At 65.6% G+C, this 12,254-nt stretch carries 8 protein-coding genes and 1 pseudogene; 4 read left to right on the top strand and 5 right to left on the bottom strand.

All coding sequences use genetic code 11. The annotated features are described in order from the left end of the window. Position 1: 1 nt before the first annotated feature. Positions 2–1,471 carry an MFS transporter gene (locus ACIP90_RS07000; RefSeq protein WP_400578036.1) on the bottom strand — a complete coding sequence of 490 codons (1,470 nt, stop codon included), beginning with the start codon at positions 1,469–1,471 and terminating at the stop codon, positions 2–4. Positions 1,472–1,752: 281 nt separating this feature from the next. Here ACIP90_RS07000 and ACIP90_RS06995 point away from each other — a divergent pair, with 281 nt between their 5' ends. Beyond that, entirely contained in the window at positions 1,753–3,165 is a 1,413-nt protein-coding gene (locus ACIP90_RS06995) for an MFS transporter (protein ID WP_400578034.1), read from the top strand. 63 nt (positions 3,166–3,228) lie between these two features. Here the strand turns inward: ACIP90_RS06995 and ACIP90_RS06990 are convergent, their stop codons facing one another. After that, positions 3,229–5,085, bottom strand: a complete 1,857-nt coding sequence (locus tag ACIP90_RS06990; RefSeq protein WP_400578032.1) for a biotin carboxylase N-terminal domain-containing protein — start codon at positions 5,083–5,085, stop codon at positions 3,229–3,231. A gap of 125 nt (positions 5,086–5,210) precedes the next feature. Then, positions 5,211–5,915 carry a Maf family protein gene (locus ACIP90_RS06985; RefSeq protein WP_400578030.1) on the bottom strand — a complete coding sequence of 235 codons (705 nt, stop codon included), beginning with the start codon at positions 5,913–5,915 and terminating at the stop codon, positions 5,211–5,213. Between the two features lie 362 nt (positions 5,916–6,277). Between ACIP90_RS06985 and ACIP90_RS06980 the strand changes: the two genes are divergently transcribed. The 3 genes and pseudogenes from ACIP90_RS06980 to ACIP90_RS06970 all read left to right on the top strand — a co-directional run. Further along, complete coding sequence (locus tag ACIP90_RS06980) at positions 6,278–6,454, top strand: hypothetical protein (RefSeq protein WP_400578028.1); 177 nt, start codon at positions 6,278–6,280, stop codon at positions 6,452–6,454. Between the two features lie 112 nt (positions 6,455–6,566). After that, complete coding sequence (locus tag ACIP90_RS06975) at positions 6,567–7,424, top strand: prephenate dehydratase (RefSeq protein WP_400578026.1); 858 nt, start codon at positions 6,567–6,569, stop codon at positions 7,422–7,424. A 106-nt stretch (positions 7,425–7,530) separates the two neighbouring features. Further along, positions 7,531–8,847 (top strand): annotated as a pseudogene (locus ACIP90_RS06970) (DUF222 domain-containing protein); the annotation flags it as partial. A 48-nt stretch (positions 8,848–8,895) separates the two neighbouring features. Here the strand turns inward: ACIP90_RS06970 and ACIP90_RS06965 are convergent. Both ACIP90_RS06965 and ACIP90_RS06960 read right to left on the bottom strand, forming a co-directional pair. Next, complete coding sequence (locus ACIP90_RS06965) at positions 8,896–11,439, bottom strand: MMPL family transporter (RefSeq protein WP_400578024.1); 2,544 nt, start codon at positions 11,437–11,439, stop codon at positions 8,896–8,898. Between the two features lies 1 nt (position 11,440). Beyond that, positions 11,441–12,178 (bottom strand): TetR/AcrR family transcriptional regulator, encoded by a 738-nt coding sequence (locus ACIP90_RS06960; protein ID WP_400578022.1) that lies wholly within the window; start codon positions 12,176–12,178, stop codon positions 11,441–11,443. Between the last annotated feature and the right edge of the window lie 76 nt (positions 12,179–12,254).

The following is a 12,254-nucleotide window of genomic DNA, read 5'->3' as shown; positions in this document are numbered from 1 at the left end:
GTTAGACGTGTCCCATCGCATTTCGGTTGGTGTTGCGGATGTAGCAGAACCAGCAGACCGCCAGCATCAGAACGTAGGCCCCGACGAAACCGTAGAACGCCGGAGTGTAGGAGCCGCTGGCCGTGTTGGAGGCGTTCAGCACCTGCGGGATCACGAACCCGCCGTAGGCACCGATCGCCGAGATCAGGCCGAGGGCAGAGGAGGCCAGGCGCTGGGTTGTCACCGAGCTGGCGCCTGAGCGGGCTGCCCGGCTGGAGATGGCGAAGATAACGGGGATCATGCGGTAGGTGGCGCCGTTTCCGAAGCCGCTAGCGGTGAAGAGCATCAGGAAGAGGACCAGGAAGAGCCAGAAGTTCTTCAGCGGCAGCGTCCAGATCATGGTCAGGGTGATCACGGCCATGGAGGCGAAGGCGGCCACGGTCATCCGGGCGCCGCCCATGCGGTCCGCCATGCGTCCGCCGTAGGGGCGTGCCAGGGAGCCGACCAGCGGTCCGAGGAAGGCCAGTGAGAGGGCCACCGTGCCGACCCCGATGGAGGAGAACGCGGGGAAGTAGTCCTTGATGAGCTTCGGGAAAACGCCGGCGAAGCCGATGAACGAGCCGAAGGTGCCGATGTAGAGCAGCGCCATGATCCACAGGTGCGGTTCCTTGAGCGCGGCCAGGGAGCCGGCCACGTCGCCCTTGGCGCTGGTGAGGTTGTCCATGTACTTGAAGGCGCCGAACGCCGCGATCAGGATGAGCGGGACCCACATCAGGCCGGCCATGGGCAGGTTCACGGTGCCGGCGGCCAGGAGTGTGATGGCGATCGGAACGGCCAGCTGCGCCACGGCGGCACCGAGGTTTCCGCCGGCCGCATTGAGTCCGAGGGCCCAGCCCTTTTCACGGGCAGGATAGAAGAAGGTGATGTTGGCCATGGAGCTGGCGAAGTTGCCGCCGCCGAAGCCGGCCAGGGCGGCCACCAGGAGCATGACGCCGAACGGAGTCTCGGGGTTGGAGACACACAACGCGAGTCCGATGGACGGAATCAGGAGCAGCAGCGCCGAAACGATCGTCCAGTTGCGGCCGCCGAACTTCGGGACCATGAAGGTGTAGGGGATGCGGAGTGTGGCGCCCACGAGGCTCGGCATGGAGATGAGCCAGAAGATTTCGGAAGTGGTGAACGTGAAGCCTGCCGCGGGGAGTTGAACGACGACGATCGACCACAGCTGCCAGACGACGAAGCCGAGGAACTCGGCAAAGATGGACCAGTTGAGGTTCCTGCGTGCAATGGAGCGGCCCTGGGTTTCCCACTGCTGCTTGTTCTCTGCATCCCAGTTCGCAATCCAGCGGCCGGGGCGGACCTCAAGGGCGGGGGTGGCGGTGGCTGTAGCGGTCTGCACATTCAGGGATGCGGAGCCGCTCCCGGGCGTCGGCTCCGCGGCAAGATCGAGGGAATTGCCGGTGCCGGATTCTGCGGTGCGGTCAGCAGTCACGGTGTACCTCCTTGGGGGATTGTTGTCTTTACCAAGGTAGGGAAGCCGCGTTTCGAGGACAGTCGCCGTTTGTTAACGTGCTGTGACATTTGCCTATCAGCGGCAAAGTGACGGGGTTAGGCTTTGCCGGAAGCCCTCATGGTGAGACGATTTGGATCGTCCGGATGGTGGACTAACTGTCCGCTCGCTGGATGGCGGGAACTAATATTGAACTCTGTTTTATTCCATAGTCGGGCGGCGTCGGCATCGAAGCCCGCCCAGGTCTCAGAAAGCGGCACTTCATGTCATCCCCTGTAACGTCAACGGAATATGGCACCGCCAAACCGGTGAACTCCAAAGGCAAGGTCATCTTTGCCAGCCTCATTGGCACCACGATCGAGTTCTACGACTTTTACATCTATGCCACCGCGTCGGTGCTGGTCTTTCCGCGGCTCTTCTTCCCGGAAGCCACCGAAATCAACGCACTCCTGAGCTCTTTCGCGATCTTCGGTGTGGCATTCATCGCCCGGCCCATTGGATCGGTTCTTTTCGGACACTTCGGCGACAAATTCGGCCGCAAGGGCACCCTGGTTGCCTCGCTCCTCACGATGGGGCTTGCGACGTTCCTGATCGGTCTGCTGCCCACGGCCTCCGTCCCCGGCTGGGCCATCTTTGCGCCGCTGCTGCTTGTCCTGCTGCGGTTCGCCCAGGGACTGGCGTTGGGCGGCGAGTGGTCGGGAGCGGCCCTGCTGGCCACCGAGAACGCCCCCGAGGGCAAGCGCGCCATCTACGGAACGTTCCCGCAGCTCGGCGCGCCCATCGGCTTCATCCTGGCCAACCTGCTGTTCATCTGGTTCAACGCCACCCTCAGCGCCGCAGACTTCCTCGCCTGGGGCTGGCGGATTCCGTTCCTGCTGAGCGCCGTCCTGGTGATCGTTGGCCTTTACGTCCGGCTGAAGCTCGTCGAGAGCCTGTCCTTCCAGAAGGTCCTTAAGGAAGACAAGGTGGCGAAGGTCCCGTTCGCGGCAACCTTCAAGAGCCACTGGCGCCCGGTGGTCGCCGGCACCTTCATCATGCTGGCCACCTACGTGCTGTTCTACATCATGACGTCCTTCACCCTGACCTACGGCACCAAGCCCGCTACCGTTGAGGCCGCCCAGGCCGCCGCGGAGAAGGCCGGCAAGCCCATGTCCGCGGCCGAGATTGCCAACTTCGTTCCCGGCCTGGGCATCGCACGCGGGGATTTCCTCTGGATGCTGATCCTCGGCGTCGTCTTCTTCGGCATCTTCACGCTGGTCTCCGGCCCGCTGGCGGAGAAGTGGGGCCGCCGGAAGTTCCTCCTGGGCGTGACTGCGGGCATCTTCGTGTTCGGTGCGCTGTGGTTCACGATGTTCGGCCCCGGCGCGGGTGCCGCGATCGTCGGCCTCATCGTGGGTTTCACCCTGATGGGTCTCACCTTCGGCCCGATGGCCGCGATCCTGCCCGAGCTGTTCCCGGCCAACGTGCGGTACACGGGCTCCGCGGTGGCGTACAACCTTTCCAGCGTGATCGGAGCAGCTCCCGCGTCCTTCATCGCCATTGCCTTGTGGCAGGCCGCTGGCGGCAGCACCTGGCTCGTGGGCGTCTATATGGCGGCCGCGGCGGTGCTTACCTTCATCGCGTTGTGGATCACCCGGGAAACCAAGGACACCGACTACGAAAACAACGTGGCCTGATTCCTGAGCCCCTTAAATGAAAATGCCCGGTGTGATCCACACCGGGCATTTTCATGCGTGTATTCAGTCCTCGATGGTCGCAATCACTGCGCCGGCCGCCACGGTCTGGCCGGCTGCCGCGGCCAGACCGGTCACGGTGCCGGACCGGTGGGCGGTCAGCGGTTGTTCCATTTTCATGGCCTCAAGTACGACGACGAGATCACCTTCTGCGACAATGTCGCCCTCGGCCACTGCCACCTTCACAATGGTGCCTTGCATGGGGGAGGTCAGGGCGTTGCCGCCGGCCGCCTGGGCGGCGCCGCCTGAACGGCTGCGCTTCTTGGACTTGGCCGGCTTCCCGCCGCCCGATGCCGCGCCGCTGAATCCGAGGGATGCGGGGATGGCGACTTCCAGCCGCTTGCCGCCGACCTCCACTACCACGGTCCGGCGCTCGCCGGCTTCCTCCGCCTCGGGGGCGGCGCCGGCCGGCGTCCAGGCCGGCAGGTTGTTGACGAACTCGGTTTCGATCCAGCGCGTGTGGACCTTGAACGGTCCCTCGGCTGGGGCGAAGTCAGGGTTGCTGACCACGGCAAGGTCGAACGGGATGACGGTGGGGATGCCTTCCACCACCATTTCCTCAAGCGCCCGGCGCGAACGCTCCAGGGCCTGCTCGCGGGTGGCGCCGGTGACGATCAGCTTGGACAGCATGGAGTCGAAGTTGCCGCTGATGACGTCGCCCTGCTCCACGCCCGAGTCGATCCGGATACCGGGGCCGGTGGGGTTCTTCAGCGTGCTGAGGGTGCCCGGGGCGGGCATGAAGTTCCGGCCCGGATCTTCGCCGGTGATGCGGAACTCGAAGGAGTGCCCGCGGACCTCGGGGTCGTCGTAGCCCAGCTTCTCGCCGCGGGCCAGCCTGAACTGCTCGCGGACGAGGTCGATGCCCGTTACCTCTTCGGACACGCAGTGCTCCACCTGCAGGCGGGTGTTGACCTCTAGGAAGGAGATGGTGCCGTCCTGGCCGACCAGGAATTCGCAGGTTCCGGCGCCGAGGTAGCCGGCCTCCTTGAGGATCGCCTTGGACGACTCGTAGAGGCGGCGGTTCTGTTCTTCGGTGAGGAAAGGTGCCGGGGCCTCTTCCACAAGCTTTTGGTTGCGCCGCTGCAGGGAGCAGTCGCGGGTGGAGACGACCACGACGTTGCCGTAGGAGTCCGCCAGGCACTGGGTTTCCACATGGCGCGGAGCATCCAGGAACCGCTCAATGAAGCATTCACCGCGGCCGAACGCCGCGGTTGCCTCACGGACAGCGGATTCGAAGAGTTCCGGGATTTCCTCGCGGGTGCGGGCCACCTTGATGCCGCGGCCGCCACCGCCGAAGGCTGCCTTGATGGCCACAGGCAGGCCAAACTTGTCCACGAATTCGAGGATTTCTTCGGCGGATTCCACGGGGTCAGCCGTGCCGGGGACCTGCGGTGCCCCCACCTTTTCGGCAATGTGGCGGGCCTGGACCTTGTCGCCGAGCGCAGAGATCGCCTCCGGGGACGGGCCGATCCAGGTGATGCCGGCCCCGATGACCATGGCAGCGAATTGGGCGTTCTCGGCCAGGAAGCCGTAGCCGGGGTGGATGGCATCGGCGCCGCAGCGGTGGGCCACCTCAATCAGCTTTTCCATGACGAGGTAGGACTCCGCGGCAGTGTTGCCGCCCAGGGCGTAGGCTTCATCTGCCAGCCGGACGTGCAGGGCATCGCGGTCCGGGTCTGCGTACACCGCCACTGAGGCGATGCCTTCATCACGGGCGGCGCGGATGATGCGCACGGCGATTTCCCCGCGGTTGGCGATCAGCACTTTGCTCAGCCGCTTGGAGCTCGTCAGGACGGCGCCTGCGTGGCTCGGGGCGGCGGTGGACTGCTCTGGACTTGCGGACTGCTCCGGCTTAACTGACAAGGCGTCTCCTTCTTTTCCTTCAGGGAGCCTAGCCTGATTTTGAGGATTCCGCCGATATTACTGGCGGAATCCGCGTGTACGCGGCCGTTGCTTTGTAGGGTTGCTACAAGGTGCTGCCAATTGACTCACTCGGCCCGGACTTCGGAGGGATCGACGGCGCCGCCGGTCCACAATGCGGTGACTTCCACCTTTGCCTGGCCCAGCAGGCTGCGCAGGGTGGAGATGGAGAGCCCGACGACGGTGTGGGGATCGCCGTCGACCTTGCGGATGAACGCTCCGCCGTAGCCGTCGATGGTGAAGGACCCGGCGCACTGAAGCGGCTCGCCGGTGGCGATGTACGTGTCGATCTCGGCTTCGCTCATCTCCATGAAGTGCACCTCGGCGGAGGAAACGGAGCCGAGCGTCGCGCCGGAGCCGGCGCCGCCGTCGTCGTCGGGGTTGTCAGTGTTTTCGGTGTTGTCGCTGTTCTCGGTGTCCCGGCAATCCACCAGCCAGTGGCCTGTGTGCAGCACCCCCATGCTGCCGCTCATGCGGAGCATCCGCTCCTTGGCGACCTCGGCGGTGTAGGGCTTGCCGTGGGCCTCGCCGTCGAACTCAAAGACTGAATCGCAGCCGATCACCAGGGCGCCCTCGGCCTCGGGCAGGGAGGCCACAGCCTCGGCTTTCGCGCGTGCGAGCAGCAGGGCGGTGTCGTGCGGGTCTGTCACGCCGTAGCGGGCCTGGACGGCGTTCTCGTCGACATCGGAAACAAGGACTTCGTGGGCGATGCCGGCGTTGCTGAGCAGCTTGGTGCGGGCGGGGGACTTGGAGGCAAGAATGAGGCGGGTCACCGCTCCAGCCTAATTCCCTCCAGTGTTCTTTGGGGCGACGGAGCCATAGGCTAGGCCTGATTCGCTGGCACCTTAAATTCCCAGCACCTCAACGAGGAGGGGTACCGATAGCATCGGACAGGAGTGACTCGCTGGAGCGCCTCGACATTCTGGTCGGGGAGTGGGAAACCGCAGTCCCCGGCCTGGAGGCTGAGGGGAGGACAACGTTCGAGTGGCTTGAGGGGGGTGGTTTCCTGATCGAGCGCTCGACCGTCGATCGGCCCGAGTTCCCCAACGGCATCTGCGTCATCGGCGCAACCGGCCCCGACGGCGGCCTGCAGCAGCACTACTTCGACTCCCGCGGCGTCGCACGCGTCTATGAGATGACTCTCGAGGGCGGCGTCTGGACGCTTTTTCGCGACGGGCCTGACTGGCCACAGCGTTACGTCGGCCAACTGACCGAGGACGGCAACACGATTCTGGGCCGCTGGGAGCGGGGCGCCGAGCCGGGAGCGCCCTTGGAGCACGACTTCTACCTCACCTACACGCGCGTGCGCTGATGCGGGACCGGAGCACGATTTCGACTGGAGGTTTAGCTTGGCGAAGCCCGTGTGACGGCGTTATGGCGCCGTCGCTGGGTTAGCTGCCACAGTGCGTGAAACGATACGGATCATGGCCCAGAAAATTGCGTTCCAGGGTGAGCCCGGCGCCAACTCAGATATTGCCTGCAAACAAATGTTCCCCGGCATGGTGAGCGTTCCCTGTGCCAGTTTCGAGGACGCCTTCGAGTCGGTGTCCAGCGGCGAGACGGACCTGGCGATGATCCCCATCGAGAATTCCATCGCAGGCCGGGTAGCCGACATCCACTTGCTGCTGCCCCACTCGGGACTGCAGATCGTGGGCGAGTTCTTTCTGCCCATCCACTTCGATCTGCTGGGCATCCCTGGCAGCACCATCGAGGCGGCCACCGAGGTCCACAGCCACATTCACGCCCTGGGTCAGTGCCGGCGGCTTATTCGCAAGGCGGGGTTAAAACCCGTGATCGCCGGTGACACCGCCGGGTCTGCCCGTGAAGTACGGGAATGGAACGATCCCACCAAGCTGTCACTGGCACCCCCGCTCGCCGCCGAGCTCTACGGCCTTGAGATTCTGGCCTCAGCCGTCGAGGACGATCCCTCCAACACCACGCGTTTTGTAGTCCTGGCCCGGGAAACGGAGCTGCCCGGACGGGAAGAATTGCGCGGACCGGCAGTCACCAGCTTTGTGTTCCGTGTCCGGAATGTCCCCTCCGCCCTGTACAAAGCCCTGGGTGGCTTCGCCACAAACGGCGTGAACATGACGCGGCTTGAAAGCTACATGGTGGGAAACGAGTTTGCCGCGACCATGTTCATGGTGGACGTTGAAGGGCACCCCGAGGATCCACCGCTCAGCCGCGCGTTGGAGGAACTGGAGTTCTTCACCACCGAGGTACGGATCCTTGGCGTCTACGCTGCCGCCGAATCCAGGACACAGTGGGCGGCCGGCGGCTGAGGCCGCCCAAGCATCCCATCCGGCAGTCGTCTTTGATGCCAATGGGCTCCCCTCATCATCCATAGCACAGCGCATTAATGTCACAGGTGCCTGAAACACTATGGGCATGGACGGCAACCAGGAGCCCGAAGTCGCGGTAGCAGCAGGCGGTGTGACGGTCACGGACGTGATCGGAACACTTGCTGCGGTGCGTCCTGCCGCCATCAGTGCCGGGCTGATTGACCAGCTGCGGGAGCTGGAGGACCTGAAGTCGGCGGCGGCCGCGCTCCAGGCCAGGATCGCGGTCGCTTTCGATCTGCTGCAGCGCGAGGAGCAAGCCGCAGCCGGCACGCCCGCATCAGAGCTGGGCGCCGGGGTCGCGGTCCAAGTCGCGCTGGCCCGGCGGGAATCGCCGGCACGTGGCGGCCGGCTACTGGGCTTGGCCAAGGCCCTGGTCACGGAAATGCCCCACACTATGGCGGCTCTGGAGACCGGGCACCTGAACGAATGGCGGGCCACCCTGCTGGTGAAGGAAACGGCGTGCCTGTCTGCAGCGGACCGCTGCGCTGTCGACGACGAGCTGGCGGCCGACGCCGGCACCTTGACGGGCGCTGGAGACCGGGGGATAGTTGCCGCCGTCCGGGCGGCCGCCTACCGCCGCGACCCCCGGTCCGTTACCCAGCGGGCAAGCCACGCCGCCGCCGAGCGTCACGTCAGCCTTCGGCCGGCGCCGGACACCATGTCCTACCTGACCGCGCTGCTCCCGGTCGCCCAGGGTGTGGCAGTGCTTGCGGCCCTCAGCCGGCACGCCGATTCCCTGCGCTCGGACGGCGACAATCGTGGCCGCGGCCAGATCATGGCCGACAGCCTGGTCGAACGCGTCACCGGTACACCCGGCGGGATCACAGGTATCGAAATCCAGCTCATCATGACGGATCGTACCTTGTTTCAGGGCGATTCAGAGCCTGCCCGGCTCCCCGGATATGGCGTCGTCCCGGCGGGCTGGGCGCGCGATGCTGTCAGGGACGCCGCTGCCTGTGAGGGCGGGACGGCCGATTCCCTCGGTTCGCCTCTCAGCACGTTTCTGCGCCGGCTGTACACCGCACCGGGTACCGGAGAGCTCATCGCCATGGACTCCCGCGCCCGGCTATTTCCGTCCGGTTTCCGCCGCTTTCTCCAAGCCCGCGACGACACGTGCCGCACGCCCTACTGTGACGCGCCCATCCGCCACTACGACCACATCGTGCCCTGGCACCGTGGCGGAACCACAACGACCAGCAATGGGGCAGGGCTCTGTGAAGCCTGCAACCACACCAAGGAAATCCCCGGCTGGACAAGCCGGGCACGTCCAGGCCCCGGTGGAATGAACAGGCTCAGGCACAGCCTCGAACTCACCACTCCCACCGGCCACAGCTACCACTCCACAGCACCGCCGTTGCCCGGGACGCAGCTTGACGCTGCGGACACGGAAGCCTGCCGGCTGTCTTCCCCGCTAGCCGGCCGGGACCCCGGCGGGCTCCGGCGCGGAGGCGCCCACCGCCGTCGTACCGGGCTTGCGCAGCTTGGTACCCTCCACATCAACGTCCGGCAGGATGCGTTCCAGCCAGCTCGGCAGCCACCAGGCTTTCTCGCCGAGCAGGTACATTACGGCCGGGACAATCGTCATGCGCACCACGAACGCGTCCACCAGGACACCGAATGCCATGGCGAAGCCCAGCGGCCGGACCATGTTCAGGTGCGAGAAGATGAAGCCGGAGAACACACTGACCATGATGATGGCGGCGGCGGTGACCACTGCGGACGCGTGGCTGAAGCCGGAGCGCACCGCATGCTTGGCCGGTTCCCCGTGCATGAAGGATTCGCGCATGCCTGAGGCAATGAAGACCTGGTAGTCCATGGCCAGCCCGAACAGCACACCAATCAGGATGATGGGCAGGAAGCTCAGCACCGCCCCAGGATTGTCGACGCCAAACACGCTCCCCAGCCAGCCCCACTGGTAGACAGCCACAACAGCGCCGAAGGCAGCAGCCAGGGACAGCAGGAAGCCGCCGGTGGCCAGCAGCGGCACGACGATCGAGCGGAACACCAGCAGCAACAGGACCAGCGAGAGTCCCACCACGATGGCCAGGTACGGGGGCAGGGCGTCGCCGAGCTTGGTGGACACGTCGATGTTGCCGGCGGTCTGGCCAGTTAGTCCGATGTCCACGCCGAGGGAGTCCTTGATCGCCGCCTTCTCGGCGCGCAGCGCGGAGACCACCTCGACGGTGCTGGCGCTGGCCGGTCCCTCCTTGGGTATGACCTGGAACACCGCGGTCCGGCGGTCCTCGCTAAGTGCGACGGGGACGGCCGCAATGACGTTCTCCGTGGTGCGAAGGACATCGGCAACGTCCAGCTGCTTGGCCTTGGCATCCGCTTCGCTGAGGCCTTCGGGGAAGTCGCCGACAACGACGATCGGGCCGGTGGTGCCTTCGCCAAAGCTGCGGCTGGTCACGTCGTAAGCCTTGAAGGCCTGGGAATCGACGGGTTCGGAGCCGCCATCCGGCAGGGCGAGCCTCAACTGGCTGGCCGGCAGGGCCACGATGCCGAGGAGCAGGACGCCGGCCAGCGTGGCCATCACCGGGTGCCTGGTGACAAGGCCGCCCCAGCCGTGGCTGCTGCGGTGTTCGTCCTTGGCCCGGTCTTCGGCCTCCTGGCCGGGGCTGGCGTTGTGCTTTTCCGCTTGTGCCCAGGCGCGCTTGGAGATCAGCCTCCTGCCCACCAGCGAGAGCATAGCGGGGGTCAGGGTCAGGGCGACGACGACGGCGACGGCCACCGTGGCGGCCGCCGACAGGCCCATCACAGCAAGGAACGGCAGTCCCGGGACCACGAGGGCTGCGAGCGCGATGATGACCGTCAGACCGGCAAAGAGCACGGCGTTGCCGGCGGTTCCGGTGGCAAGGGCCACGGATTCTTCGCCATCCATTCCTGCCAGCAGCTGGCTGCGGTGCCGGTTGACGATGAACAGGCAGTAGTCGATGCCGACGGCGAGGCCGAGCATGAGGGCCAGCATCGGGGAGATGGAGCTCATGTCGATAGCGCCGCTCAGGGCAAACGTGCCGCCGACGCCTCCGGCTACACCCACCAGTGCCATGACCAGGGGCAGGCCCGCGGCGATCAGCGTCCCGAGCATGATGACCAGGACAAGCGCCGCCACGGCGATGCCGACGATCTCGGCAACGCCAAAGATCTCGGTGACGTCCTCGGTGATTTCCTTGCTGGGCAGGGCGGTGACGCCGGCGGAGGAGACTTCGTTGACGATGTCCTGGACTTCCTGGCGGACCTGGGGCTCAAGGCCGTTGATGGAGGTCCTGAACTGAACCTGGGCGATGGCGGCTTTGCCGTCCTCGGAGACGAAGCGCATTCCCTGGGAGGCAGCCAGCTCGCGCTTGCCGAGGGCGAGTTCTTGGTTGGCCGCGTCCAGTTCCTTTGTGCCGGCGTCGAGCTTTTCCTGCCCTGCGGCGAGTGCCGCCTTTTGCTGGCCAAGCTGGGCTTCGACGGCCGCCGGCGGCAGACCGGCAGCGGCCATTTGCTGTTCGGCATTCTCCAGCTGGGCCTTGCCTGCATCGAGTTCAGCGGCGGCCTTGTCCAGCTGGGACTTGCCTGCGGCTGCCTTCCGTTCGCCTGCGGCAAGGTCGGCCGCAGACTTGTCCAGCCGGGCCTGGGTGGTGAAGGGATCCACCGTTCCCCGGACGTCCGGGAGGCTCTGGAGCCTTGTCAGAGCGGCGGACACCGCGTCTCTGCCGGCCTGGCTGAACTGGGCATCGTTGGCTTCGAAGACGATTCCGGCGGAGCCGCCCGAGGCTGCGGGCAGTTCCTTCTTGAGCTTGTCCGCCATCTGCTGGGTTTCTGTGCCCGGGATCTGGAAGTTGTTGGCCATTGTTCCGTGGAACGCCGCTGCCGACCCGCCGACGGCCACGAGGACCGCAAGCCATAGTGAGATGACAAGCCAGCGGTGGCGGTAGGAAAACTTGCCGAGGCGGTAGAGGAGAAGTGCCATGTCAGGACCGTTCTGGAGAGTGTGGGGCGGCGGAAGGGGCTGGGAACTGGGTCTCCAAGGCGGCAGGTGACGGCGCCGCGAAGCCGGCACCCAGCAGCCCCATCGAATCGATCAGCAGCTGCCGGAGGATGGCGAGGGATTCCGCCGAGAGGTCCGTTCCGCACCGGCGGAACCACACCTCCATGGCGGCTCTGCCGCAGGAGATGACGGAGCCGGCCAGGGCTCGGAGGTAAAGCTCGTCCATGTCACCGGCCGGGCTGTGGGCGGTGCGCTCGCGGGCGGCGGCAATGATCTGCTCCGTGCAGTGGTCCCACGCTTCCAGCTCGGAACGCGCCAGCAGCGGGCTGGCCTGCGTCAGGCTAAAGAGCTCAGCCATAGGCGATACCGTCATCGGGTCGGCCAGTTCAACGAGGGCCGCCCGCGCCGACTCGAGGATGGGCTCATCCGCGGGCCGCAGCCGGAACTGCTGCAGCGCGATGTCTAGGAAGCCATGGGTCACAGAGGCGATGGCCGCTTCCGTGCTGCTGAAGTAGTTGAAGAATGTGCGGCGGGAGATGCCCGCTGCTTCGGCAATGTCCTCCACTGTGAACTTGCCGGGCCCCTTGCTGCGCAGAAGCTCAAGCGTTGAATCCGAGATGGCCTGGCGGGTTGCGGCTTTGTTCAGTTCCCGGCGGGTCGGGGACGGGACTGGGTCGGGCGGAGAAGGCGGGGGAGGCGAGGCGGAACTGGAAGTTGACACGCACTTACACTACGTGCATCTTTGCACTCTGCGCAAGATTACTCTCAGTCCACAGCTTCGGCGCCATATTCACATG

Source organism: Arthrobacter sp. NPDC093139 (assembly GCF_044754165.1).
Classification (GTDB): domain Bacteria; phylum Actinomycetota; class Actinomycetes; order Actinomycetales; family Micrococcaceae; genus Arthrobacter.
This window is presented reverse-complemented; position numbering and strand designations above follow the sequence as displayed.

Bases quoted from the DNA above. Each gene is read 5' to 3' on its own strand.
- ACIP90_RS06975 (WP_400578026.1), top strand. From the start codon at position 6,567: ATGGCCCAGAAAATTGCGTTCCAGGGTGAGCCCGGCGCCAACTCAGAT.
- ACIP90_RS06995 (WP_400578034.1), top strand. From the start codon at position 1,753: ATGTCATCCCCTGTAACGTCAACGGAATATGGCACCGCCAAACCGGTG.
- ACIP90_RS06965 (WP_400578024.1), bottom strand. From the start codon at position 11,439: ATGGCACTTCTCCTCTACCGCCTCGGCAAGTTTTCCTACCGCCACCGC.
- ACIP90_RS06980 (WP_400578028.1), top strand. From the start codon at position 6,278: ATGACTCTCGAGGGCGGCGTCTGGACGCTTTTTCGCGACGGGCCTGAC.